The 24,635-nt window shown below is 62.1% G+C and carries 20 protein-coding genes; 9 read left to right on the top strand and 11 right to left on the bottom strand.

Annotation, left to right across the window (positions count from 1 at the left end; genetic code table 11):
* Positions 1-62: 62 nt before the first annotated feature.
* The 6 genes from AB6809_RS32050 to AB6809_RS32025 all read right to left on the bottom strand — a co-directional run bounded on the left by AB6809_RS32050 (position 63) and on the right by AB6809_RS32025 (position 6,693).
* Positions 63-455 carry a hypothetical protein gene (locus AB6809_RS32050; protein ID WP_307260847.1) on the bottom strand — a complete coding sequence of 131 codons (393 nt, stop codon included), beginning with the start codon at positions 453-455 and terminating at the stop codon, positions 63-65.
* 606 nt (positions 456-1,061) lie between these two features.
* Entirely contained in the window at positions 1,062-1,787 is a 726-nt protein-coding gene (locus tag AB6809_RS32045) for an aspartate/glutamate racemase family protein (RefSeq protein ID WP_029971535.1), read from the bottom strand.
* On the bottom strand, positions 1,784-3,010 hold the full coding sequence (locus AB6809_RS32040) for a DUF917 family protein (protein ID WP_371028029.1): 1,227 nt from the start codon (positions 3,008-3,010) through the stop codon (positions 1,784-1,786). The genes AB6809_RS32045 and AB6809_RS32040 overlap by 4 nt, the downstream gene beginning before the upstream one ends.
* Positions 3,000-5,318 (bottom strand): sigma-54 dependent transcriptional regulator, encoded by a 2,319-nt coding sequence (locus tag AB6809_RS32035; RefSeq protein WP_029971537.1) that lies wholly within the window; start codon positions 5,316-5,318, stop codon positions 3,000-3,002. The genes AB6809_RS32040 and AB6809_RS32035 overlap by 11 nt, the downstream gene beginning before the upstream one ends.
* Before the next feature lie 564 nt (positions 5,319-5,882).
* Complete coding sequence (locus AB6809_RS32030; protein WP_029971539.1) at positions 5,883-6,293, bottom strand: RcnB family protein; 411 nt, start codon at positions 6,291-6,293, stop codon at positions 5,883-5,885.
* Between the two features lie 151 nt (positions 6,294-6,444).
* Positions 6,445-6,693: a hypothetical protein gene (locus AB6809_RS32025; protein WP_006047687.1), complete on the bottom strand. Its 249-nt coding sequence runs from the start codon at positions 6,691-6,693 to the stop codon at positions 6,445-6,447.
* Positions 6,694-7,061: 368 nt separating this feature from the next.
* On the opposite strand from AB6809_RS32025, the gene AB6809_RS32020 reads away from it, so the two are divergent.
* Entirely contained in the window at positions 7,062-7,229 is a 168-nt protein-coding gene (locus AB6809_RS32020) for a hypothetical protein (RefSeq protein WP_307260851.1), read from the top strand.
* A gap of 25 nt (positions 7,230-7,254) precedes the next feature.
* On the opposite strand, the gene AB6809_RS32015 is transcribed toward AB6809_RS32020, so the two are convergent.
* The gene (locus AB6809_RS32015; protein ID WP_029971540.1) at positions 7,255-8,160 is read right to left on the bottom strand and encodes a LysR family transcriptional regulator; all 906 of its coding nucleotides are present in this window, start codon (positions 8,158-8,160) and stop codon (positions 7,255-7,257) included.
* A 112-nt stretch (positions 8,161-8,272) separates the two neighbouring features.
* Here AB6809_RS32015 and AB6809_RS32010 point away from each other — a divergent pair, with 112 nt between their 5' ends.
* The 5 genes from AB6809_RS32010 (at position 8,273) to AB6809_RS31990 (ending at position 16,528) form a co-directional block, all read left to right on the top strand.
* A complete protein-coding gene (locus AB6809_RS32010; protein WP_029971541.1) occupies positions 8,273-9,301 on the top strand; it encodes a DUF1338 domain-containing protein in 1,029 nt (342 codons plus the stop codon).
* 37 nt (positions 9,302-9,338) lie between these two features.
* On the top strand, positions 9,339-12,359 hold the full coding sequence (locus AB6809_RS32005; protein ID WP_035570714.1) for an FAD-binding and (Fe-S)-binding domain-containing protein: 3,021 nt from the start codon (positions 9,339-9,341) through the stop codon (positions 12,357-12,359).
* An 80-nt stretch (positions 12,360-12,439) separates the two neighbouring features.
* Positions 12,440-13,939: an aldehyde dehydrogenase family protein gene (locus tag AB6809_RS32000; RefSeq protein ID WP_029971543.1), complete on the top strand. Its 1,500-nt coding sequence runs from the start codon at positions 12,440-12,442 to the stop codon at positions 13,937-13,939.
* 148 nt (positions 13,940-14,087) lie between these two features.
* Entirely contained in the window at positions 14,088-15,260 is a 1,173-nt protein-coding gene (locus AB6809_RS31995) for an FAD-binding oxidoreductase (RefSeq protein ID WP_029971544.1), read from the top strand.
* 50 nt (positions 15,261-15,310) lie between these two features.
* Positions 15,311-16,528, top strand: coding sequence for a PLP-dependent aminotransferase family protein (locus AB6809_RS31990; RefSeq protein WP_029971545.1), 1,218 nt, complete (start codon positions 15,311-15,313; stop codon positions 16,526-16,528).
* Here AB6809_RS31990 and AB6809_RS31985 read toward each other — a convergent pair.
* The 3 genes from AB6809_RS31985 to AB6809_RS31975 form a co-directional block, all read right to left on the bottom strand.
* Positions 16,525-17,616, bottom strand: coding sequence for a LacI family DNA-binding transcriptional regulator (locus tag AB6809_RS31985; RefSeq protein WP_029971546.1), 1,092 nt, complete (start codon positions 17,614-17,616; stop codon positions 16,525-16,527). The two genes, AB6809_RS31990 and AB6809_RS31985, sit on opposite strands and share 4 nt — an antisense overlap.
* Positions 17,617-17,723: 107 nt before the next feature.
* A complete protein-coding gene (locus AB6809_RS31980; RefSeq protein ID WP_029971547.1) occupies positions 17,724-18,674 on the bottom strand; it encodes a dihydrodipicolinate synthase family protein in 951 nt (316 codons plus the stop codon).
* Between the two features lie 40 nt (positions 18,675-18,714).
* On the bottom strand, positions 18,715-20,034 hold the full coding sequence (locus AB6809_RS31975; RefSeq protein ID WP_029971548.1) for an MFS transporter: 1,320 nt from the start codon (positions 20,032-20,034) through the stop codon (positions 18,715-18,717).
* A gap of 408 nt (positions 20,035-20,442) precedes the next feature.
* Here AB6809_RS31975 and AB6809_RS31970 point away from each other — a divergent pair, with 408 nt between their 5' ends.
* The 3 genes from AB6809_RS31970 to AB6809_RS31960 all read left to right on the top strand — a co-directional run bounded on the left by AB6809_RS31970 (position 20,443) and on the right by AB6809_RS31960 (position 22,913).
* On the top strand, positions 20,443-20,649 hold the full coding sequence (locus AB6809_RS31970; protein ID WP_029971549.1) for a hypothetical protein: 207 nt from the start codon (positions 20,443-20,445) through the stop codon (positions 20,647-20,649).
* Between the two features lie 165 nt (positions 20,650-20,814).
* Positions 20,815-20,988 (top strand): hypothetical protein, encoded by a 174-nt coding sequence (locus AB6809_RS31965; RefSeq protein ID WP_165919888.1) that lies wholly within the window; start codon positions 20,815-20,817, stop codon positions 20,986-20,988.
* Positions 20,989-21,770: 782 nt separating this feature from the next.
* Entirely contained in the window at positions 21,771-22,913 is a 1,143-nt protein-coding gene (locus AB6809_RS31960; protein ID WP_006047700.1) for a porin, read from the top strand.
* Between the two features lie 94 nt (positions 22,914-23,007).
* Here AB6809_RS31960 and AB6809_RS31955 read toward each other — a convergent pair whose 3' ends face one another.
* The gene (locus AB6809_RS31955) at positions 23,008-24,567 is read right to left on the bottom strand and encodes a methyl-accepting chemotaxis protein (protein WP_371028028.1); all 1,560 of its coding nucleotides are present in this window, start codon (positions 24,565-24,567) and stop codon (positions 23,008-23,010) included.
* Between the last annotated feature and the right edge of the window lie 68 nt (positions 24,568-24,635).

The following is a 24,635-nucleotide window of genomic DNA, read 5'->3' as shown; positions in this document are numbered from 1 at the left end:
CAGAGTGCGCCGCCGTTCGTCGCCGGCAACATGCTGATAAGAACGCTTGCCTGAAGGCCGTGTTATTCGCTCAACTCAGCGACGAGACGCGACAGACGATCGAGGCGCTTGTGATACATCGGCGCCTGCGGAGAGCTCTTCAGATGTTCGATGCGGTCGCGCCAATAGGTCGGCGGAAAAGGCTTTTGCGATGCCCATGCGATCACGCGCTCCAGATGAAGGAGCTCGTTTTCCAGAATGTGGTGATGCATTGTCGAACCCCCGTGGGTGGCCAGCCTTGGTCTATTCGCGGCGTCGCTAACGGTCTGACGCGGCGTGGACTGCTCGTGCAGCTTGCTCTTTGCGACTACTGCAAAGGACGAGCCGCCGTTGCTGCTCCCGCAGGCGCAGACAACGGCGGCCAGACCAACCCCGCAGCGGATCGTCTGGTACATAGCCAAAAGATTTTCCGCCATTCAGTGCGTTGCAACTCGAGCTGCTTCTCTGTGGAAGCATGCCCTCGCGATGTTTCGACACTGTCACTGCTACAGCACAGCCCTCTCTCAATCTGATGCCGACAACCTTTTGCTATCGGCGAAATTGGCGCATCGACACTCGTTCGTATAACTAATCGAATCATCGCGATCATGTGCGGCGATCGCTCGGTTAGCGGCGGCGCGACGCAATCTTGTCTGGTCTCTCAGGCGCCCTGCATTTCGGACGAATTCGTTTGCATTTCTTTGGGCTCAAGGCCACGAGCATTTGTATAAGCAATGACCGTGCCATTCGCCGATGCGGCTGTGCGTAGGGGATCGACGAAATTCGCTCGATGATTCTGGTCAAACCCGTCCAGGTACAGCCCTAAAAGTGGACGTTTTCGTCCAGGTGGCCATGCAAGGGGCGTGGAGCGGCGATTTCGTCCGTTAGGATCGAAAGGCGAGGGCGCGATGGAGGCAGAGCGAAGCCGAAAACGGCCACAGAAGCGGCCACGGCCACGGCGGGGACGTCCGGCGAGGCGACGAAGCGCCGCGCCGGACCAACTGAAACGAACTGGAAAGAACTGGAATAAGCAGACGCGAGACCTACGACTGCAGGCTGACCTTGCTGTAAGTCAGCCGGCTCGGGCGCAACTGCATGCGCACCAGCGAGACGAGGAAGCTGAAGCCCGCCTGATTCGGATCGATGACCGGCACGAAGCCGCCCATTTCGTCGCTCAGCATTCGTGAGACGCGGCTCGCGACGTCCACGAAACCGGTGCAGCCGAGCAGAATGGATTGCGCGCCGTCCTCCTTGATCGCCTTCAGCGCGGCTTCGAAGGTGCGAATGATGACGACGTCGATATCCTCCAGTTGCGCGACCGGGCAATTGATCGCGCGGATCGACGCGAACGTATCCTCGATGCCATAGGTCTGCGGATGAGCGCGCTGCATCGCCAGCGTGCTTTGCAGGATCGTGACGATCGAGAAGCGCTGGCTCAGCGCCAGTGCCGTGAACGCCGAGGCCGGAAAGCCGCCGATGATCGGAATGTCGATCACCTCACGCGCGGCTTCCACGCCGCACATGTCGAAGTCGGTCAGCCAGATGCCGTCGAAGCCGTCGTTGGCGATGGCCTGCGCGAGCTCGACTACGGGCATGCCGTTTTGCAGCCAGTTAGTGCGGTTCTCGATGTCGGGATGTCCTTCGGCGATGTTGCGAATCTCGACATGCACGTCCGGCGGCACGACGGGCGCGATGGCCTTCATGATGCGGTCGTTGTATTGCGACGTGGCGACGGGCACGAGCACGCAGATGCGAATGGGCGAGTTCAAGATGCCTCTCCCTTGCGCGCGGGTTGCAGCGACTGCAGTGCTTCAAGCGGCACATACGGGCCGAGGTAGTTGAGCGAGTTCAGCAACTGCATGAAGCTGTCGAGAATCAGCCCCGGCTTGCGCAGTTCGGCTTCGGCGCGCCAGGCGATCAACGTCACGGGACGCTTGCCGATCGCCGGATTCAGCGAGCCGTCGGCGTTCACGAGATCGCCATTGCTGAACACAGATTGACCTTCCCCGCCGACGTAATACGCGACGCTATCGGGCGGGAGCACGATCGGCTGCGGACGTTCGCTGTCCCATACGAGCAGCGACTCGTTCTGATACATCACCGTGTAGGTACGCTGCCCGGCCTGAATGCGGATCTTGCCGACGTCGAAGCCGCCGCTCGTGTCCACTTCCGCGGAAACCAGTTCGCCCGGCTCCGACACGGCACGCGCCGCAAGGCCGCAATATTCGACGAGATAGTCGGTCATTTGCCGCGCACTGCCGATTCCTCCCGCGTGCAACGCGCGCCCGAGTTTGAGCGCGCGTGTCAGCGTGCCGCGGATCGGCGTCGCGCGGCCGATGTCGGCCGGCTTCATGACCCACATTGCGAGTCCGCCGAATTGCCCGAATTCCGGATCGGCGACAACGGGACGCATCATCTGCTCGACAATCGCCGACACGTCGCGCTGATGAGTCGGCGCACCCGCATTGCCGCTGCGCGGCGTCACGTCGAGTTCGACGCACAGGCCGCCCTGGCTCACGAGGAACGCCGGCCGCGGGTCGATCTCCGCGGCGGCGAAGGTGAGCATCGGCAAAGAAGGCACAGCGCGGCCGGCGCCGTCGGCGTCGATCACCGCGAGGCCCAGTTTTGCCGCCACCAGCGCGGCCACGGTGAAGCCGAGCGCGCCGCTTTCCGGCGGCATGACGTACGCGAGTTTCGTCGATTGCGACGCAAGCCGCGCCTGCACGTTCTGCACGGCCGTCACCGGACCCAGCGGATAGGTCGCCGAATTGATCGCTTCGGGCGCGCCGAGATAGGCGACCATGACGGCCGCGCCCTCGGTGGCTTCTTCAACGGACACGACCTTCACTATGTCGCTCGGGTAGTAGTCGCCGGCGACGAAATGCGCGGCCAGATGCCGCGCGGATTCGATCGTGCCGCCCCCGCCACTCCCGAAAAAAGCCGCGCCCAATAGCAGCGGCTCCAGATCTTCCCGGCGTAGGTCAAATGCCATTGACGATTCCTTTAGTGTAGTTATCGAAAGAACTCTGTTGCTGAAGTTCGGCAAGCAGTTTGGCCGCGCCCGTGACGCGCGGCGTGGCGTCCGCGGGCAACGAACGCAAGCCGCGCTCGAGCGTCTCGATCGCTTCCGGCACGCGATCAGTCGAGCGCAGCAGATCCGCGAGGTAGTGCGCCGCGTCCACGCGCGCGGGCACCGAGCCGAACGCGAGCGCCGTCGATAGCGCGGTGCGCAGGCCCAGTTCCGCCGCGTTCACATCGCCGAGCGCCCACTGCGCGCGTGCGCGCGTGACCAGCAGCTTGCCGAGATAGACGCGCTCCTGACGGGCGAGCGTTTCATCGATCGCGGCTGCCAGCATTGCTTCGGATTCCTTTGCACGTCCAGCGCGCAGCAGCAATTCCCCGTGATGCCACGCCTTGAACGAATAGAACAGCGCGCCGCCATTGCAGACGACATGATTATCGTAGCCGTCGAGCATGATCGTTTCCGCTTCGTCGGTTTGACCGAGCGCGCTCAGATGACAGGCACGCAGCACCTGGCCGACGCCGCGATAGAACGCAAAGCCGTACGCGATCGACACCGATTCGAGTTCGCTCGCAAGCCGGCCGAGCCGCTCGACGTCGTCGAACAGCGCGGCGAGCCACGCGGCGCCCTGCAGATTGACGACGTGAGCGAGCGCGTGCACGCCCGGCTCCGACGCGCGCAGAATCAGCATCTCCATCGCGCGGCGTGCCTGCGCGAAGGCGCCGATCTGATACGCGGCGAGTCCTTCGAAAGTCAGCGCGAGACTCGCGAGGTCGATGCCTTGCGAGCCGGTGCGCACGTCGTTGCGTCCCACGCCGAGCAGATTGCCGCGCGCAAGACACGCAAGCGCTTCCTCGCTGTCGCCGAGCCAGAACAGCGTGTTGGTCATCGCGACGTGGGCTTCGTCGAGCGAGACGCGGTCGCCGCCGTTTTGCGCGCGCTCCAGCATGTTCTGCGCGGTCGCGCGCGCCTGCTTCAGTTCGAGCGTGGTCAACTGCGTGGTCCAGATGCCGAACTGGATTGCGGCGATTTCCGCGGGCGTGCAAACGCCTTCGCCGATCGCGAGCGCCGCGGCGTAGCAGGCGGTGGCTTCCGCATACAGCCAGCCGTGCACGCTGCGCAAACTCATCCCAAGCAGGCGATATGCGTCGAACTGCAAGCGGCGCACGGCGCCGTGTTCGTTCGGTGTCTGCAGCACAGCGAGGCAGCGGCGCAGCGGTGGAATCGCTTCGGCGAATTTCGATTCCTCGATCAGCGCCCTCGCATGTTCGAGGCACTTGCGCGCTTCGCGGTGATGTTCTTCGCGCGACTTCAGGCGCCGTTCGATGGTCTTGCGGCCCACGCCGAGCAATGTCGCCGCCGCGCTCTTGTTGCCGCTCGTGCGTTCGAGCGCGCGGTCGATCAGCAAATCTTCAGCGGCGCCGAGCTTGTCGCGGCCTTCGAGTTGCAACAGCATGTCCGCGAGACTCGCGCGCGACACCGGCCCGCTCGCCTCGTTGGCGAGAAACGGCTCGAGCGTATCTACGTCGATCTGCGTGGTCTCGGCAAGCACGCTCAACTGGCTGATGAGATTGCGCAATTGCCGGATATGACCCGGCCACGGATGTTGCGAAAGACGCCGCAGCGCGGTCGGAGAAAACTCGAGGCGGCGCGTGTGCTGTGAAGCGAAGTGGTTGACGAGCGCGGGAATGTCTTCGACGCGCTGTTCCAGTCCGGGCACCGCGAGCACGAACACCGCGAGCCGGTAGAACAGATCCTCGCGAAAGAGTCCCTCACGTGCGAGCTCGCGCAGGTCGCGATGCGTTGCGGCCACCACGCGTCCGGCAAAGTGAAGATTGGTGGTCGATCCAAGCGGACGGAAAGTGCGCGTCTCCAGCACGCGCAGCAGTTTCGGTTGAAGCGCGAGCGGCAACTCGCCGATTTCATCGAGCAGCAGCGTGCCTTTGCCGACCTGCTGCAACAGCCCCTGGCGATTTTCGCCCGCGCCGGTGAACGCGCCTTTGACGTGCCCGAATAGTTCGGCTTCGACGAGATGCTCGGGAATCGCGCCGCAATTGACATCGACAAAGGGTTGATCCTGGCGCTGGCTGTGCGCGTGAACACGGCGTGCCACGAGTTCCTTGCCGGAACCGGTCGGGCCGAAAATCAGCAGCGGATGATCGGTGGGCGCGACGCGATCGATCATTCGAACCAGTTGGCGAAACGCTGGCGCACCGCCCACGAAGGAGCCGGATGCGGCTTTGTCGTGAGCGAACGGAACGACAGGGCTATAACTCATTTAACAAGTACGCTCCACATGATCCGCGTGCGGCGCTACGCGGAGAGTGCCGTCAAGCGACGGCGGTCATGCATCGATCTGGTGTCTGGCGAAACTTCCGATTCCGCTGTCGGAATGTTCCGCCCCAAGGAGAGACAGAGTATGACGGCTTGCTGTCGATGTTGTCTTTCGAAATTAATCCTTGTGCCGGTGGACTTGCGCGTGTCGTCACAACGTCTCGCGGCGCTGACGTAAAGCGCCGCGCATGTTGGATCGCGAGCTGAAATTCTGCATATCGGACGAGTTACAGCGGCTCGCTGCAAGCGCGCCAACGTGGCTTGTATGCATGACGGATATAACGGCGGCGCGGCGACGATTCTTTAGTCGCTGGACGGAATTGCGCAAAGATGGCCGCTTGCGTGGCCGAGGTACGAGGCGAGAGCGTTTGAGCAGTCACTGCGACGCTTCGGTTTGCGTTAAACCGCGTCGGGCCTGCCGCCGAAATGTGACGAGCGGGCGATGTGTCATCGCCATGCTCAAGGGGATGTTGAACGGCCGCATGCAGCGGCCGTGCGATGTTGCCGCTTACGGTCCGACTCGCAGAACCACGCCGGTGGACAACTGCACCATCAGGTAGTCGCCGCCGATGCCGACCCACGAATAACCGCGCGGCGGCGGCGCGAGCCGATACCCGCGCCAGTCGTCGATAACATACTGACGGTCGCGGTATTCGGGAGGCAGCCGATCACCCTTGCGCCAATGTCCGGGCGCGTTCGCCGAGTTGCCAGGACCGTCGGGATTGTGTCCCGGCGGCATCGGCTTATGGCCGTGGCTGTCGTAGCTATCGTGACCCTTCGGTCCCTTGCCGTGCTTCGGTCCCTGCCCGTGATCTCCGCCGTGGCCGGGGTTGTCGTGCGGCGGCTGTGCAAGCGCGAGCGGCGATGCGAGCATGCCCGCGGCCATCATCGACACGAGCAATAGACGGGATTTGTTCATTAGTTCGTTCCTGTGAAAACGTGGCTAAAGGTTAACGACGGGTTAACGAAGCGCCGGAACCACCGCGTTGGCATCCGCGATACGGACAATGCCGCGCGCCCAAAATTCCTTTGGAAAACTTGCGCGCTTTATTGTGGCGTATTGTGGATTATTAGCTCGTGCTGATTGCAACGCCGTGAGCGTGGCTATTCGAGCTTTGCGCTTCAAGTTCGTCCAGTTGGAGCAGAAGGACGTCGATAGAACGCAATTGCGCATTCGTCAGGTGCTGAGAATCGAGCAGTTGATGAAGCCGTTCGCGCCAGTAGGCGGCCGGCAGAATGGGCCCCGCGAGATCTCCGGCCATTGATGCACTCATGACTCGCGCAAGATGCGCGATCTCCAGGTCGATTAGCGTGTGCATGCCTCACCTCGCAACGTTCGTTCTTGTTGTGTAACCAAGAGCTACTAAACCTTAGTCCAAATGCGGCAAATAACCAATTTGATCGGCTATTAACCACGCCGCTAAAGCGCGGATGCTACGTTTTAGCTCACTCAGAAAGCATGATATGCGAGCCGCGAGTCCCAGTCTCGCCCGTTATGACAAAGAATGTCAAATCGGCCGAAGTTACCGTCCGTTTCAAATTGGCCGATCTCTTTTACGTAGAGTTTCCATATCCTTCAGGGCACAACAACGATGATGGAGGAATCGCCAATGAAAACCGTGTTTAAAACGCCGACGTGCGTGCTTGAATTTCCGCTCGTCGCGCAAGCCCTTCGTCGGGGAACCTCATGAAAAAAATCCTTTGCCTGTTTGCTGCAAGCACCGCGCTGTTGAGCGGCTGTGCGCTTTATGTGCCCGATTCGCCGGGCGTGGTCGTCGTGCCGCAAGGCCATCCTCAGGGCGGTCCGGGCAATGGTTTCTGCCCGCCGGGGCAGGCTAAGAAGGGAAACTGCTGATCGTGAGGGCGTCGGGCCGCGTGCATCAGCGGCTTTGCGCGTTGTACGCGGCGGCTTCCTCGAGCAACCATGTCCTGAACAGTTCCAGTGGTTTGCCGTGACTGAGCTCGGTTGGATAGACCAGGTAGTACGCGGATTCTTCGACCGCCGTAGCGGCGAACGGAATCACCAGACCCAACTGCGTCAGTTGTTCGTCGACGAAAAACTTGGGCACCAGCGCGATGCCGAGCCCTGCGGCGGCGGCGCTGATCAGCATCGAATGCAGTTCGTAGCGCACGCCCTGCATCGTGGCGTTGTCTTCGACGCCGAGATTGGAGAACCAGCGCGACCAGGCATCGGGGCGCGTGGTGGAATGCAGCAGCGGATAATTCAGCAGTTCGTGCGGCTTGCGGATGCGCTTTGCAAGCAGCGACGGCGCACACACCGGCACGACTTCCTCGCCGAACAGATAGTCCGACGACGTGCCCGGCCACGTCGGCTTGCCATAGTGAATGGCGGCTTCGAAATGCGACTCCTCGAAAGAGAACAGGTCGGTGCGAATGCCCATGTTGATTCGAACGTCCGGATTGCGGTCGTTGAAATCCTTCATTCGCGGAATCAGCCATTGCGACGCGAACGTGGGGAGCACCGCGAGTTCGAGGTAGCCGCCGCCGCTGCCGTGCGCAATGATGGACAGCGTGTCGCGATCCAGATTCTCCAGCGCGCGGCGCACCTGTGTGCCATATAGACGTCCGGCGCGAGTCAGCATCACGCGCTGCTTCGAGCGAACGAAAAGACGCACGCCGAGATTCGATTCGAGCGTCGCGATCTGCCGTGAGATCGCGCTCTCCGTGAGGAACAGTTCCTTTGCCGCATGAGTGAAGCTCTCGTGCCGCGCGGCAGCTTCGAAGGCGAGCAGCGCACTCATGTTGGGAATCTTGAACTTGCGCATGTTAGTTCCGAAAAGTCATCAAGTGACAATTTAATCTCGCTTTACGAGGTGCGCAACAGTTTGAATAATGCGTTCACGTATGTCGGGCTAGCCCGTAGTGAGAGAAAAACCAATGCGCAATTCGAACGTTGAACGCCTGTTATTGAAGCTGCTGGGTCCGGAAAAAACGGAGTCGCTGTTTACGACGCTGACATTCCCAACCGCACTGAGCGACTGGGAAGACGGCACAGTCACGCGCGCCGAACTCGCCCAGGCCATGAACATGGCGCTGTTCGAAGATCTGCTCGAGCGTTCGCCGAATGGCCGCGCTTACACGAACGAGGCAATCGCGAACGGCGGTTCCGTCTACTTCGATCACGGCGCATTGCGCACGGTGCGTTGGGACAACAACGGCGCATTGCCTCCAGGCGAGGCGGCGTTTACCCGCATCCTCCGGCCGCTTGGCTTCAAACTGAATGGCCGTTATCCGCTCGACAAACTGGGCATGACCGGCCGCGCGTACGCGCACGAAGATGCACCGGACGAAATCGCGCAGTTCTTCGTGAGCGAGTTGCATCCCGAACGCTTCTCCGCGGAATTCCAGCAGGCGGTGACGAATGTGGTGAGTTCGTCGAAAGATCCGTTGACGCCGCTCGCCGTTTCGCAGCTTTGGGAGCTTGAGCGCGAAGGCTCGCTTCCTATGGACGCGGCTCACAAGCTGCTGCCGGTGATTGTCGGCGCGTTCGCGCGTCAGCACGATGTGCCGAACGAGGCGGACTACGAAGTGCTGTTGCGCGAATCGGCGGAAATGGCATGGATTTCAACCGAAGGCAATGCGTTCAATCACGCGACGGATCGCGTCGAAGACGTCTTCACGCTTTCGGACGAAGAGAAGAACAAGGGCCGGCCGATGAAGCCGGAGGTCGAACGTTCGCGTTCCGGCCGCGTATTTCAAACGGCCTATCGCGCCGATACGGTCGAGCGTCAGTTCAGGTCCGTCGGCGGCAAGCTCGTCACGCGCGATGTTCCGGGTTCGTTCTACGAGTTCATCACGCGTAAGCGCACGTTCGATCAGGCATCGCGTAGCTGGGTGACCGATCTGCGTTTCGATGCCGGCAACGCACAAGGCATTTTCAAAATGACTGCGAACGCGGCGCAGTAGAGTGGATAATGCGCTGAACGAAACGGTCGAGGGAGCGATGAGCGACGCACCACGCTACGCACAAAAGCCGGCCGCACCGTTCGTCGCAAGCACGCGCCTGCTCGAACACGTCCAGGCCGATCTGCGCGCCGCGCTGCGAGGCGAAGTGCGCTTCGACGCGGGCTCGAAAGCGTTGTATGCATCGGATGCGTCGAACTATCGGCAGATTCCGTTGGGCGCCGTCGTGCCCGCGGACGTGGACGATCTCGTCGCAGCACTCGAAGTCTGCCGCCGCAACGACGTGCCGTTTCTGACGCGCGGCGGCGGCACATCGCAAAACGGGCAGTGCGTAAACGTCGCGGTCGTGGCCGACACGAGCAAGTATGTGAATCGCGTCGTCAGTGTCGATGCGCAAAACAGAACGGCGCTTGTCGAGCCCGGCGTGATTTGCGACACGCTGCGCGATGCGGCCGAGGAACACGGCCTCACGTTTGCGCCGGACCCTGCCACGCACAGCCGTTGCACGCTCGGCGGAATGATCGCGAACAACTCATGCGGCGCACACTCGGTAATGGGCGGCAAGACCGTCGAGAATATCGAGGCATTGGAGATCGCGACGTATGACGGCGCGCGCTTCTGGGTCGGCCCGACCAGCGACGCAGAACTGGACGACATCATCGCGACAGGCGGACGCCAGGGCGAGATCTACGCGAAGTTGCGCGACTTGCGTGATCGTTACGCCGAGCGCATTCGCGGCGAGTTTCCGCAAATCAGACGCCGCGTGTCCGGCTTCAATCTCGATCAGTTGCTGCCGGAAAACGGCTTTAACGTCGCGCGTGCGCTCGTGGGCACCGAGGGCACCTGTGCGGTGACGTTGCAAGCGAAGGTGCGTCTCGTGCATAGCCCGGCGTGCCGCGTGCTGCTCGTACTTGGTTTCAACGACATCTATATTGCCGCCGATGCCGTCCCACACTTCAACCGTTTTTCGCCGATCGCGATTGAAGGACTCGACCGCGCGATCATTCGCGGCTTGCAGGCGCGCGGTTTAAAGAGCGACGAAATCGCGCTGCTGCCGGATGGCGACGCATGGGTCGTGCTCGAATTCGGTTCGGACACGGTTGCCGACGCGCTCACGCAAGCGAACGACGCGGCTGCGTACTTCAAGTCAGGCGCGGCGGGCGCGGATATCAGCGGGCTTGTCGTCGAAGACAAGCACAAGCAGCAGAAGATCTGGTCGATACGCGAGACGGGCGCGTCGGCGGTCGCTTTGTCGATCGATCCGTCGAAGCCCGACCCGATTGTCGGCTGGGAAGATGCGGCAGTCGATCCGCTGCGGCTAGGCGATTATCTGCGCAAGTTTCAGGCGCTCGTGGACCGCTTCGGTTACGAGACGTGCCTCTATGGTCACTTCGGCGACGGCTGCGTGCATGCGCGCATCACCTTCGATATTCGTACCGCCGAAGGCGTCGGCAAATGGCGAAGCTTTCTGCGCGAGGCGGCGCAACTGGTGGTCGATTTCGGCGGCTCGCTGTCGGGCGAACATGGCGACGGCCAGGCCAAGGCCGAGTTTCTGCCCATCATGTATGGGCCCGAAATCTTGCAGGCGATGCAGGAGTTCAAGGCGATCTGGGACCCGCTCAATCGCATGAATCCCGGCAAGGTGGTTCATGCGTATCGCGCCGATGAAAACCTTCGCATGGGTCCCGCTTATAAGCCGGTCACGCTGACAACGAAGCTCACATTCGCGAGTCGCGAGGGCGACGGTATGCAGCGCGCGGTGGAACGCTGCATCGGCATGGGTAAGTGCCGTTCGCTCGACGGCGGCACGATGTGCCCGAGTTTTCGCGCGACGCGCGAGGAGAAGTTCTCGACGCGTGGCCGCGCGCATCTCTTCTGGGAAATGCTTCAGGGCGAAGTGATCGAGGACGGCTGGAACAGCACCGAGGTAAAAGAGGCGCTCGACACCTGCCTCGCGTGCAAGGGCTGCAAATCCGATTGTCCGACGCATACCGACATGGCCTCGTACAAGGCCGAATTTCTGTCGCATTACTACGAGCGGCATCGTCGGCCGCGTCAGGCGATGTTCATGGGCCGCATCGGTCAGTGGGCGCCGCTTGCGAGCCGCTTCGCGCGCGTGACCAATTTGATGACGTCGGCGAAACCGCTGGCGTACATCAGCAAGTGGATGGCGCGCGTGGCTCGCGAGCGGCGTCTGCCGGTCTTTGCACCGCGCACGTTCCGCGCTACCGAGGCGCGTCGCGTGAAGGTCGGCAGCGCCGCGGCAAATGAGCCTTCACGCAAGGTCATTTTGTGGGTCGACACGTTCAACGACCACTTCTCGCCCGAGATCGCGACGGCCGCGCTCGAGGTGTTGACGCGCATCGGCTATCACGTTGTATTGCCGCGCAAGCGCCTTTGCTGCGGCCGGCCGTTGTACGACTATGGGCTGCTGGACGAAGCGCGCACTCTGCTCCGCAGCGCCGTGAATGAACTTGCCGACGACATCGAAGCCGGTGTGCCGGTAGTCGGACTCGAACCCGGATGCCTGTCCATCTTCAAGGACGAACTGCTCAAGCAGCTTCCCGACGACCCTGTCGCAAAGAGGCTGTCGGACCAGACGTTTCTGTTCGCCGACTTTGTCGCGCGCGCGGATTACGAATGGCCGAAGCTCGACGCGGATGTCGTCGTGCATGGACATTGCCATCAGAAGTCGACCTTCGGCATGAAGGGCGACACGGCATTGCTCGACAAACTGGGCGTGCGTTGGACGCTGCTCGATACGGGCTGTTGCGGCATGGCCGGCTCGTTCGGTTTCAGTGCCGACCACTACGAACTGTCGATGAAAATCGCCGAAGACAAGCTCTTGCCGCTCGTGCGCAACGCTCACGCTGAAGCGATTGTCGTGACGAACGGCTTTAGTTGTCGGGAGCAGATCGAGCAGGGAGCGGGCCGACAAACGCTGCATATCGCGCAGTTGGTCAGGAAGGCACTCGAACAGATGCCGCAGACGGCGCCATTTCCGATCAGAAATGACGGCTCGCAACCCGCGCACGCCGCGCAACCCACGCCGCACGCTTAGTGTTGCCGCCTAAAACCGGGGCGTGTATAGTTTCCGAACGTACCAAAATTTCGTATTGGAAATTCAAAGAGGTCTCAATCGTGAAAGCATCGACAATTCTCTCCGAACTCGGCATTTCCCACCTCGCGGAAGCGGGCGACATCGCCGTTCACTCGCCGATCAATGGCGAACTCATCGGCCGCGTCGCGAGCAACACGGTTGCCGACGTCGACGCCGCGCTGGCCAACGCGCAGAAGGCTTATGCAAGCTGGCGCAGCGTGCCCGCGCCGCGCCGCGGAGAGTTGGTGCGCCTGCTCGGCAACAAACTGCGCGAGCAGAAGCATGCTCTGGGCAGCATCATCACGCTAGAGACCGGCAAGATTCTTCAGGAAGGCCTCGGTGAAGTGCAGGAAATGATCGACATCTGCGACTTCGCGGTCGGCCTGTCGCGTCAGCTTTACGGCCTCACCATCGCGTCCGAGCGCCCGGGGCATCGCATGGCTGAAACGTGGCATCCAATGGGCGTGTGCACCGTCATTTCCGCGTTCAATTTTCCGGCGGCCGTGTGGTCGTGGAATGCGGCGCTTGCACTCGTGTGCGGCAATGCGGTGATCTGGAAGCCGTCCGAGAAAACGCCGCTCACCGCGCTTGCCGTCGACAAAATCCTGCAAGACGCGTTGAAGGAATTCGGCGATGCGCCGGAAGGCCTGACGCGCGTCGTCAATGGCGGCCGCGATGTCGGCGCGAAACTGGTTGCGGACCCGCGCTCGAATATCGTCAGCGCGACGGGCAGCACGGAAATGGGCCGCACGGTCGGCGTCGAAGTGGCGCGCCGCTTTGGCCGCTCGATTCTCGAGCTCGGCGGCAATAACGCAGGCATCGTCTCGGGCACCGCCGATTTGGAACTGGCGCTGCGCGGCATTGTCTTTTCGGCGGTCGGCACGGCAGGTCAGCGCTGTACGTCGCTGCGCCGCCTGTTCGTTCACGAAAGCGTGTACGACAAGGCCGTCGAGCGACTGAAGACGCTCTATAGCAAAGTCGTGATCGGCAATCCGCTGGAGCAGGGCGTGCTGATGGGACCGTTGATCGACGAGCAGTCGTTCAACCGCATGCAGGCCGCGCTGGAGCAGGCGAAGAGCGAAGGCGGCAAGGTATTCGGCGGCGAGCGTCACGCGGTGGCCGGCAATGAGAAGGCGTTCTATGTGCGCCCCGCCATTGTCGAGATGCCTTCGCAAACGCCGATCGTGCTGAAGGAAACCTTCGCGCCGATTCTTTACGTGCTGAAGTACAGCGAATTCAATGACGCGATCGACGGCAATAACGCAGCCGTGCACGGCCTTTCTTCGTGCGTGTTCACTACAGACCTGCGCGAAGCCGAGCGATTCCTGTCGGCGTCGGGCAGCGACTGCGGTATTGCGAACGTGAACATCGGACCGAGCGGCGCGGAAATCGGCGGCGCGTTTGGCGGCGAAAAGGAAACCGGCGGCGGGCGCGAATCGGGCTCCGACTCGTGGAAGGCGTATATGCGCCGCGCGACCAACACGGTCAACTATTCGTCGGCACTGCCGCTTGCCCAGGGCATCGACTTCAATATCGGTTAAGCGGGTTTCCTTGCATATAACGGCCGTTGCGAGACGGCCGTTTTTTTAAGCCGGCCCCGCTTTTGCGGGTCTGTCGAGCAAGGTCGATTACTCTGCGTCGGCTGGCGTTTTTTGAAATCGCCTCGCCGTGTGCAATCGGGAGCAAGTCTTGAGTTCTCAAGTCGTTATTGTCGGCGGCGGCGTTATCGGTAGTTCTATCGCTTACTTCCTGCGCGCTTCCGATCCGACGGTTTCGGTGACGGTGATCGAGCGCGATCCGAGTTATGCGAGGTCGTCGTCGGCGTTATCGGCCGCTTCGATCCGGCAGCAGTTTTCGACGCCGCTATCGATTCAGATGTCGCTGTACGGCATCGAATTTCTGCGCAATATCGGCGAGCTTCTCGAAGTGGACGGGAATAGGCCGTCGATCGATCTGCATGAAGGCGGCTATCTGTTTCTCGCGACGCCCGCCGGCGATGCAACGCTGCGCGAGAATCACGCGTTGCAGACGAGCCTGGGCGCGGACATCAATCTGATGGACCGGCAAACGCTGAAGGCGAGATTCCCGTGGCTGAATGTCGAAGATCTCGTGTCGGGTGCATTCGGCGAAAGCGGTGAAGGATGGTTCGACGGCTACGGACTCGTGCAGGCGCTTCGCAAGAAGGCACAGTCGCTCGGCGCGCGCTATGTCGCGGCCGACGTAACAGGCGTGGTTCGCGAGGGCCGCAAGATTACTCACATAATCGCCGGCAATGGCGAGCGCTATGCATGCGATACGGTGGTGAATGCGGCGGGTGCGTGGGCGCGCAAGATCGCCGGCATGATGGACATCGACATTCCGGTGTTCGCGCGCCGCCGCAGCATTTTCAACGTGTCGTCGCCGGCGCGGCTCGAGGCTTGTCCGCTGCTGATCGACCCGACCGGCGTGTACTTTCGCCCTGAAGGAAAGACCTATATTTGCGGCACATCGCCGGGCGCGGATAACGACCCGGACGATCTGCCGCTCGACGAAGTCGATCACGCGCTTTTCGACGACGTCATCTGGCCGACGCTCGCGCATCGCGTACCGGAATTTGAGGCGCTGCGTGTCGAGAACTGCTGGTCGGGCTACTACGAGTACAACGTGTTCGACCATAACGCGATCATCGGCTATCACCCGCAGATCGAAAACTGTGTGTTTGCCAATGGCTATAGCGGACATGGTCTTCAGCAAGGTCCGGCGACGGGGCGCGGTGTGAGCGAACTGATTCTGAACGGACGCTATGTGTCGCTCGATCTCTCTTCGTTGAGTTGGCAGCGCTTGCTGGAAAACCGTCCCATTGTGGAAAAGAACGTGGTGTAGCGCGCGTTTTATCCACGTAGTCTGATCGCCCGCTTCGAGCCCATCACAACATGTACGAATTCACCGCGCCTTTCCAGAATCCCTCGGGCTCTCCGATTCGCGAACTGTTCAAGTATCTCGGCGAGCCCGGCATGATTTCGTTTGCCGGCGGCTATCCGGCTAGCGATCTGTTCGATGTAGACGGTCTAAAGCAAGCAGCGGCCCGCGCGTATCACGACCCGAACCTGTGTCTTCAATACGGACCCACCGACGGGCTACCCTTACTCAAGCACCAACTCATCCAGTTGATGGCGCGCCGCAATGTATCGTGCGAGCCGAACGAGATGCTGGTCACAACCGGATCGCAGCAGGGACTCGACCTGTTGCTTCGCGTGCTGGTGAGTCCAGGCGATGTCGTGTTGACCGAGCAGCCTGCATATCCCGCGACGCTTCAGGCACTTCGGCTTCAGCAGGCAAAAATCGTTACGGTTCCCGTCGATGCGCACGGCCTCGACGTCGCCCGTCTCGCCACGCTTCTTGCGTCCGGTACGTTCGCGCGACCGAAGCTGCTCTACACAGTGCCCACGTTTGCGAACCCCACAGGCGCAACGATTACGCGCGAGCGCCGCATCGCATTGCTGAAGCTGGCGGTGCAGTACCGGTTCCTTATCGTCGAGGACGACCCATACGGCGACCTGCGTTTTTCCGGCGACGCCGTGCCCTCAATCCTTTCTCTTGCGTCCGAAGTCGACGGCGCGCGTGACTGGGTGGTCCATTTCGCGAGCCTCTCGAAGATCGTTGCGCCCGGCCTGCGTGTAGGCTGGACGATTGCACCCACCGAAATCACGCGCCGCTGCGTGATCGCCAAGCAGACAGTCGACCTTTGCAGCTCGCCGTGGACGCAAGCCATCGCCGCCGAATATCTCGCGGATGGCGCACTCGAACGACATCTGCCGCGCATTACCGCAATGTACGGACGCAAATGCGAAGCGCTATGCAACGCACTGCACGCGCAACTCGGCGATGCGCTCGAGTTTCATCGGCCCGAAGGCGGCATGTTTGTGTGGGCGCGTTTGAGTGAGAGCGGCAACGGCATCGATGCGTCCGCGCTTCTTCAACGTGCGATCGGCAACAAGGTGATGTTCGTGCCAGGCAAGGCGTTTTTCGCGGACAACGTCGACGCTGCGTCGCTGCGCCTGTCGTTTGCAGCGCCGGGTATTGCCGATATCGAAGAAGGCGTAACGCGGCTCAAGCGCGCATATGGCGAGGTAGTGGCGGGCGGTACTTAGCCGGCCGCGCGCGTAGCCGCCGGCCCCGACGACTCTCTCACATGCAGCAGCGCGCGCACTTCATGGCTGTGTTGCGGCCGCTTGCCGTCGAGCGCGTCGAGCAGATGTTGCGCGGTGAGCTGTCCGATTTCGTAGGTGTCCACGCGCATTGTCGTGAGCGTCGGCCGAATCGCTTTGGATATTTCGAGGTCGTCGAAGCCCGTCACCGAGAGTTCATCGGGAATCGCAATGCCGAGTTCTTGCGCTTCACGCAGCACGCCAAGCGCAATGTGATCGTTGCCGCAGATGATCGCAGTCGGACGTTCGCATGGCGCTTCCCAGATCGCGCGCAGACTGCGGCGCCCGAATGCAATGGTGGATTCGCCTTCGCACATGTGTTCCGGCCGCACCGCGAGGCCGTGGCGTTCGAGCGTCGCGCGAATGCCGGCGACGCGCGCCTGCACGCGGTCGTTGTCGCGCGTCGGTTGGATGCACACAGCGAACGAGCGATGACCGAGGCCAATCAGATGCTCGGTCATCTGCACATAGGCGGCGAAATTATCGAAACCGATGCAAACGTGCGGGCTTTCCTTGCGATACGCGTACGTCACCGCATACGGCACGCGGTAGAGCCGCAACGCGTCGAAGAGTTCGGGTGGATGCGCTTCGCCGACCACGGCCATCGCCTCGGCGCCGCGCGCGAGCATCGCCCGCACCTGCACGAGCGCCTGCGCGGGATCGTAGTTCGAGCAGCCGAGCACGAGCGTTATGCCGCGCGCCGCGAACGCGGCCTGCATGCCGCTCACCTGCGACGCGAACACCTGATCGTCAAGCGTGGGAATGATGATGCCGGCAATGTGGCTGCGCGTGGACGCGAGCGCGCGGCCGGCGGCGTTGGGAAACCAGTTGAGCGTGACGGCGGCCTGCTCGACGCGCTCGCGCACGGCGGCGGATACTTTCTCGGGCTCGTTATAGACACGCGATACGGTCGCGGTCGAAACGCCCGCGAGCTTCGCGACGTCCGACAGCACTGTGCGGCCCGTGCCGCGGCGCACGCGGTTCGTCTGGGTTCGGGCAGTGGAAGCGGGTGACTCGGGCGTGTCGGACATGAGTTCGAAAAGCAAACGCGAAGCGGGAAGCCTGCCATCTTACCGCCGCGCTTCGCACAGCGTAATCGCGGCGATGGAACGCATGGCGCGGCATGGGGCGCGCAGTGCTAGCGGAGCGCCGCGATGCGCGCGCGAAAATGCTCGGTGCCGGCGACGATCTTGTCGAGGATCGCATCCAGCGCCCAGAACCGTTCGCGCACGTCGTAGTCGATCACGCGGCAGCGGATCGAGTCGAACGTGCCGATGCGCTGGTGGTACATCTTCGCAAGCGCGGGATAACCGAGCGATTCGCTGACGGCAGCCAGCACGAGGAACGTCGCGAGTTCTTCGGCGAGTGCGGGATCTTGCGCCGCGTCGTTGCGCAGCCATTTGTACAGGTCGGGATGGAAGTTCGTGAACACGCCGTTAAAGCCCGCCGAGCCGGCTTTCATCGCGTCCCACGCAATGGCCGCGTTGGCGTTGAGGATCTTCAGCGACGAGCCCTCTGCAAGTGCGACGCGGCGCTTGACCGTCGGCAGATCGCAGCTTACGTCTTTCAGCATGATGAAGCGACCGGTGTCGATGCAGAGCTTTAGTTCGTCATCCGAAAGAAGCCGTCGGTAGGGTGCGGGACATTCATAGAGACCGAGCGGCACGTCCGACGGAAGGCGCGCGAGCAGCCGCTCGAGATTCGCGGCGAATGTCTGCGTTCCTTCGCGAGCGGGGTCGAGTCTGTTGGTCACGAGCACGACGCCTTGCGCGCCCGTGGCCGCGGCTACGTTGAGTTCCTCGGCTTGCGCGTCGGGATCGTCGCTGATGTGGCCGGAAACCACGACAGGAATTCTGCCCGCGACTTTCTCGACGACGAAGCGCCCCAGCGCGCCGCGCTCGGCGAGCGTGAGGAACTGCATTTCGCTCGACTGCGCGACTGCAAAAAGCGCGTCCGATCCATTCGCGATGTACCACTCGATCAGACGTTCGAGGCTGGCGTAGTCGATTGCGCCGGAGTCGTCGAAGGGAGTCAGCATCACGGGGACGATGCCTTCAATTGACGAGGTAGTTTGCTGCGCGTTTGTCATGGTGTGATGCTCCTGAAGAGAGTTCGTGAGTCCGGCGCGCTCATGCCGGCGCCTGCATCGGTTCGTTGGCGGCGGGTTCGTCGGCGATGGGTTTGCGCACCAGCAGCAGGTAACTCATTGCGCCGATGAACGCGATGCCCGCGGCCGTCAATAGCGCGGGCACGAACGACCAGGTCTGCGCGATGTAGCCGGTGAAGATGGGCGCGAGCGCACCGCCGAGAAAGCCGCCGAAGTTCTGGATCGCGCCGAGCGAGCCGACGCGGTTCGGCGGCGCGGCCGCTGTCGCGAGCGCCCACGAACTGGCGGACGCCGCGTTGGCCAGAAAGATCACCACGGAGATGCACACGATCGCCAGCGTATTGCTCTGCACGAGCGCGGCCGGAATCGTGAACGCGACCATGCCGAGCATCGCGATGACCACGGAATTGCGGCGGCTCGCGACCGGGCTCGCGCTGCGGCTCGTGATGAGATCGGAGAACCAGCCGGCCGTGAGCGAACCGAGAAAGCCGCAAAAGAACGGCACCGACGCGGCCACGCCGGTGTGCATCAGGCTCATGTGACGCGCCATCGTCAGATAGCCGGGCAGCCATGTCAGGTAGACCCAGTTCAGATAGACGGAGCCGAAGAAGCCGATCAGCATGCCCCACGTCGTGCCGTGCGAAAAGAGCGACCGCCATTCCGCGAACGTGACGGTCGGCTGCGACTTGCGGTCCGCTTCGTCGCCTTCCAGATAGCGGCGCTCGGCTTCGCTCATCGTCGCTTTCACCGGGTCGCGATAGAACGCGAACCAGACGGCCGCGACGATCAGCCCCACGACGCCGGTCACGATGAACGCCCAGCGCCAGTGAAAATTCACGACCAGCACCGAGAGGCAAAGCGGCGCGAGCGCGGTGCCGAGCGGCGACGCGGAATTGAAGATGCCGGTCGGCTTGCCGCGTGCGCGCAGCGGAAACCAGTTGCTGACCACGCGAGCCGCCGACGGAAACTGCGGCGCTTCGCCGATGCCGAGCACGATCCGCGCAAGCACGAACCAGCCGAAGGTGGACACGAAGCCGCCGGCCACCTGCGCGAGCGACCAGACGATCAGGCCGATGCCGAGCAGCTTGCGCGGTCCGATCCGGTCGACGAGTCCGCCGACTGGCAACTGGAAGAGCGCGTAGCTCCACGAGAACGCCGAAAGCAGCAGGCCCATTTGCCCGAGCGACAGGCCCATGTCGTGACGGATCAACGGATTGGCGACGGCCAGCGTCCCGCGATCCAGATAGTTGACGATGCCGCTCACCATCAGCAGCGTGAGCGCCACGACCTGCGCGCGGCGGATGGTGGGCGGGGCCTGCTCGTGGCTCGGGGTTGCGCTCATGATCGTCGTCTCCGTTTCATGTTTGCGGTTCTGCTGGGTGACCGCGCCGATGCGATGCCGGGCGGGTGGATGTTTTGCGCGTTGTGGCCGGCGGCGCGCGGTGGTTCGGGGCCTTGGCGGCTTGTCTTGCTGTGCTGCTGCCGCAGGCGTTGCTGCGTTCGGGTGTTGTGTTAGCGCTTACATTGCGAGTCGTCGCGCGGCGTTTAAACGCGGTGGCGCCCGCGTCTGGGGTGGATTCGTCGCGATGATAGCGCTTACATTCTGTGTCGCACTGGGCGTGTGTGCAAGTCGAAAAACGCGGTTGACGGGTAAACACCGACCTCGAGCGCTAATAGGAACAGTGGCAAGCGCGGCACGCACCTTGCTAAAGCTCGGCGCACAGATAGAAGTCAAATAACGAGAACCGCCATGCCACAAGACCAGACCGCTACAGAGTTTTCACAGTCCCAGCCCGTGCTCGTCACGCCGTTGCACGGCGTCGTCGACAGTGCGCCGTCGCGTCAACTCAGCCTGCTGGCGTGCATCACGTTCTGCTTTGCGTGGCTGTTTGGGCTGGAGCCTTTTCTGACAGGCGCCGCCGATAATCCGACGACGTCCGGCGCGGATCGCCCTTAAAGGAATGTCGCCGCAGCAACGACGCAGGAAATTTCCGCTACGCGCAAGCGCAGTTTCTACATCGACGATCAAGGGCTTCGGCCCAAGCCGCTGAAGCGGCACACCGCGGGAATAGCCGTTGCGCGGCTCACGGTGGGAGATGTTCCCATCCGCAGGAGGCTGACCATGCAAACCGATCCCACCATCGACCCCATTGCCGACCCGTCGAACCAGCCGCTCGATGCGCCGGAAGAGCAGCCACGTCCGTTGACGGACACGCCGCCCGACACCGATCCGCTGGCGCCCGGCAGTTCCCCAGAGGACGAGGACGCGCTCGGGCTGCCCGAAGACGACTCCTAGATCACGGAGTCCAGCCGACGGAATTGGGGAAACTACTCGTGAAAAGGCGAACGGCCGTGCCGTTAATGTAGATGGAAGGCTGTTCGATGCATTGCCGTCCGCTTTCAGCACCGGGTTTGTCACGCGGCGGTCGGCGCCGCAGTTCACCTCCGGGCAACGCCCGTGCTGAAGGCTTCACTTATCATTCACTTATCAGCATCGAATAATGTGAGTGCGGCGTCATTCCGCAACCGCAATAAGCCGCCTAATGGGCGGCTTTTCATTTTCTGCGCGAGAACTGGATACGGTTTTAATAGGCAATCCACGCGAGAAGACAGTATTAATTCGATTTAGTTCCCGGAATTCGTAAATAAACCTAACCGCGCATTACCCGCTGGCAATGCTGCTTAATTAATAAGCAAACTTCGCGAGCGGTTAATTGCCCGCCTGCTCCCCGTATTGCTTCGCGCGTATTACAACCTGTTGCATTTGCGCAACTTGAGTTATTGAAAAGTTGCAAATATTTTATGGCGAAGGCAGTCGGCCCGCCTGTCCCTTATTCCGGTTAATTCTCCAAAAACAATAACTTAGCGGAAACGGCCGTTCGATTATTGCGGATCGGGCAAGACCGTGTTGCGTGAATTGCGCGCGCCGCTATTAGGGTGACCCCCTACACTCACGCTTCGTTTCAAGGGTGCCCGGCCGTCCCAGAACGGGGCGGCGTCAAGGGCGGCGGCGCCTCCGTGCACCGCCGAGGCTGGTCCCGCTCCCCAACGAAAATTTATCGAACAGGAGTCCCACGCATGAAAAAGAGTCTCATCGTCGTTGCGGTTGCCGCATCGTTCGCATCCGTTGCTCACGCACAAAGCAGCGTCACCCTGTACGGCCTGCTGGACGCTGGCGTGACCTACACGAGCAACGTTGCTCACAACTCGAAGTGGGCAGCCGGCAGCGGCGGCATCGATCAGAGCCGTTTCGGTCTGCGCGGTTCGGAAGACCTGGGTGGCGGCCTGAAGGCAATCTTCACGTTGGAAAGCGGCTTTAACATCAACAACGGCCGTTTCGCTAACAACAACGGCATGTTCAACCGTCAGGCATTCGTCGGTCTGTCGAGCGCGCAATTCGGTTCGGTCACGCTGGGCCGTCAATACGACGCAGCGCAAGACTACCTGGCACCGCTGACCGCAACGGGCAGCTGGGGCGGCACGTACTTCGCGCACCCGTTCAACAACGACAACCTGAACACGAACGGCGGCTTCGCAGTCAACAACTCGGTCAAGTACTCGAGCGCTAACTACGCTGGCTTCACGTTCGGCGGCACGTACGGCTTCTCGAACCAGGCTGGCGCATTCGCAAACAACCGCGAATACAGCTTGGGCGCTGCTTACCAGTGGCAAGGTCTGCGTTTGGGCGCTGCTTACGCACAGCAGAACAACCCGGGCGCAACGAACGCAGCAGGCACGGCTAGCAACGGCGGCGCTTCGGACGGCGCGTTCGCAGGCTTGACGGGCAACTTCCGTCAGCGCGAATTCGGCGCGGCAGGTTCGTACTCGTTCGGCCCGGCAACTGTCGGTCTGGCATGGACGCAATCGCGTATCGACAACGTTGCAGGTGTTCAGCAATCGCTGCGCGCTAACAACTACGAAGTCAACGGCAAGTACAACCTGACCCCGGCTCTCGGCCTGGGCGTGGCGTACACGTTCACCGACGGCAAGGGTTATGGCGTTGCCGCAAACGGTGGCTCGACCTCGGTTCGTTACCACCAGATCGGCCTGCAGGCTGACTACTCGCTGTCGCGTCGTACGGACGTCTACGCTCAAGCCGTGTACCAGCACGCAATGGGCGACGGCGGTGTCGCTTCGATCTACAGCGGCGATATCACGCAAGCTCCGTCGTCGTCGAAGAACCAGACGGCTGCTACGGTCGGTCTGCGTCACCGCTTCTAAGCTTCACCAGAAGCTGCTTGTTGTACAAAAAGGTGCCGTTCGCGGCACCTTTTTTTTATGCGCGCGAGAAACGTGCGTGCGTCGTCGGCAAAGATCAGCCGGCTTGCCCGACCCTGAACACCGCGACGGCCTCGCGCAGCCGCTCGGTCTGCTCGTCCAGCGAGCCTGCGGCGGCCGCGGCCTGCTCGACAAGCGCGGCGTTGCGCTGCGTGACGTCGTCCATCTGGCGAATCGCGAGATTCACTTCCCCGATACCGGAGCTTTGCTCCTTCGACGCCGCCGAAATTTCGTTCATGATCGCCGTGACGCGGCGCACCGCCTCGACGACCTCGCCGATCGTGCTGCCGGCCTTGCCGGCCAGCGTCGAACCTTCGCCGACCTGCTCGACGGACTGGTCGATCAACACCTTGATTTCCTTGGCCGCCGTCGCGCTGCGCTGCGCGAGATTGCGCACTTCGCCCGCGACAACCGCGAAACCGCGGCCTTCTTCGCCGGCGCGCGCGGCTTCGACCGCGGCGTTGAGCGCGAGGATGTTCGTCTGAAACGCAATGCCCTCGATCACGCTGATGATCTCGCCGATCTTGCGCGAACTATCGGTAATGCCGGCCATTTTCTCGACGACGTCGTTGACGACCTCGCCGCCGCGCGCGGCGATGCTCGACGCGTCTCTCGCGAGTTCGGACGCGGTCGCCGCGTTGTCCGCGTTCTGCGTGACAGTTTTGGTGAGTTCATCCATGCTGGCGGCGGTTTGCTGCAACGACGCCGCCTGTTCTTCGGTGCGGCTCGACAAATCCAGATTGCCCGCGGCGATTTCCTTGGAAGCCACGGTGATCGTGTCGGCCGAATTTTTGATGCGCGCGACGGTGGCCGCGAGCTGATCGCGCATTTCGCGCAGTGAGAAGAGGAGGCTGGAGGTATCGTCGCCACGCAAGTCGATAGGCGTCGCGAGATCGCCGCGAGCGATGCGCATGGCGATCTGCGCCGCCGCGGACGGCTCGCCGCCGATCGAACGCGAGACGTTGCGCACCACGCGCGACGCGACGAACGACACGAGCACGCCGAGTACGAGCAGCATGCCGCCCGAGCGCAGCAGCGTCTCGTAGAACTGCGCCTGAATGTCGTCCATATAGGCGCCGGCGATGAAGTCCCAGTTCCACGGCGCAAAGCGCTTCACGTAGCCGATCTTTTCGCTGGGTTTGGTCTCGCCGGGTTTCGGCCACCAGTAACGCAGGTAGCCCGAGCCGGCCGACGAGCCGCCCGCCGCGGCGATGTCGTGATAGAGCGCGGAGCCCTTTGCGTCGCGAAAGCCGCTCATGTCCTTGCCGTTGAGCTGCGGGCTCATCGGATGAGCGACCATTACGGAGTCGCTGCGCACGATCGTCACGTAGCCCGATTTGCCATAACGCTGTGCCGTCACGCGGGCAATGGCCTGCTGCTTCGCGTCGTCGACGGAAAGCTTGCCGGCGTCCGCCTGCTTCGCGTAGTCCGCGACAATCGACGCCGCCATGTCCGTGACGTCGGCAAGCGCCGAGCGACGCGCGTCCATTTGTGCGCTACGCGCTTCGAGCGCGTTGACGACAGTCACGATCAGCAGCGCTACCCAGCAAAGCAGCAGGGGCACCCACAACTTCTGTTTTAGTGTCAGACGGTTCATTTATCGGATTCGACAGTGCGTTGAGCGCGAAATAGGGAGCGCGGGCGAGGCCGCGCCATAGTTCGCAT

The sequence above is a fragment of the Paraburkholderia sp. RCC_158 genome (assembly GCF_041355255.1).
Taxonomy (GTDB): domain Bacteria; phylum Pseudomonadota; class Gammaproteobacteria; order Burkholderiales; family Burkholderiaceae; genus Paraburkholderia; species Paraburkholderia graminis.
This window is presented reverse-complemented; position numbering and strand designations above follow the sequence as displayed.

What these genes read in the sequence shown, in the direction of transcription:
- AB6809_RS32050 (WP_307260847.1), bottom strand. Translation starts at nt 455, where the DNA reads ATGGCGGAAAATCTTTTGGCTATGTACCAGACGATCCGCTGCGGGGTT.
- AB6809_RS32040 (WP_371028029.1), bottom strand. Translation starts at nt 3,010, where the DNA reads ATGGCATTTGACCTACGCCGGGAAGATCTGGAGCCGCTGCTATTGGGC.
- AB6809_RS32035 (WP_029971537.1), bottom strand. Translation starts at nt 5,318, where the DNA reads ATGAGTTATAGCCCTGTCGTTCCGTTCGCTCACGACAAAGCCGCATCC.
- AB6809_RS32030 (WP_029971539.1), bottom strand. Translation starts at nt 6,293, where the DNA reads ATGAACAAATCCCGTCTATTGCTCGTGTCGATGATGGCCGCGGGCATG.
- AB6809_RS32025 (WP_006047687.1), bottom strand. Translation starts at nt 6,693, where the DNA reads ATGCACACGCTAATCGACCTGGAGATCGCGCATCTTGCGCGAGTCATG.
- AB6809_RS32020 (WP_307260851.1), top strand. Translation starts at nt 7,062, where the DNA reads ATGAAAAAAATCCTTTGCCTGTTTGCTGCAAGCACCGCGCTGTTGAGC.
- AB6809_RS32015 (WP_029971540.1), bottom strand. Translation starts at nt 8,160, where the DNA reads ATGCGCAAGTTCAAGATTCCCAACATGAGTGCGCTGCTCGCCTTCGAA.
- AB6809_RS32010 (WP_029971541.1), top strand. Translation starts at nt 8,273, where the DNA reads ATGCGCAATTCGAACGTTGAACGCCTGTTATTGAAGCTGCTGGGTCCG.
- AB6809_RS32005 (WP_035570714.1), top strand. Translation starts at nt 9,339, where the DNA reads ATGAGCGACGCACCACGCTACGCACAAAAGCCGGCCGCACCGTTCGTC.
- AB6809_RS31990 (WP_029971545.1), top strand. Translation starts at nt 15,311, where the DNA reads ATGTACGAATTCACCGCGCCTTTCCAGAATCCCTCGGGCTCTCCGATT.
- AB6809_RS31985 (WP_029971546.1), bottom strand. Translation starts at nt 17,616, where the DNA reads ATGTCCGACACGCCCGAGTCACCCGCTTCCACTGCCCGAACCCAGACG.
- AB6809_RS31980 (WP_029971547.1), bottom strand. Translation starts at nt 18,674, where the DNA reads ATGACAAACGCGCAGCAAACTACCTCGTCAATTGAAGGCATCGTCCCC.
- AB6809_RS31975 (WP_029971548.1), bottom strand. Translation starts at nt 20,034, where the DNA reads ATGAGCGCAACCCCGAGCCACGAGCAGGCCCCGCCCACCATCCGCCGC.
- AB6809_RS31970 (WP_029971549.1), top strand. Translation starts at nt 20,443, where the DNA reads ATGCCACAAGACCAGACCGCTACAGAGTTTTCACAGTCCCAGCCCGTG.
- AB6809_RS31965 (WP_165919888.1), top strand. Translation starts at nt 20,815, where the DNA reads ATGCAAACCGATCCCACCATCGACCCCATTGCCGACCCGTCGAACCAG.
- AB6809_RS31960 (WP_006047700.1), top strand. Translation starts at nt 21,771, where the DNA reads ATGAAAAAGAGTCTCATCGTCGTTGCGGTTGCCGCATCGTTCGCATCC.
- AB6809_RS31955 (WP_371028028.1), bottom strand. Translation starts at nt 24,567, where the DNA reads ATGAACCGTCTGACACTAAAACAGAAGTTGTGGGTGCCCCTGCTGCTT.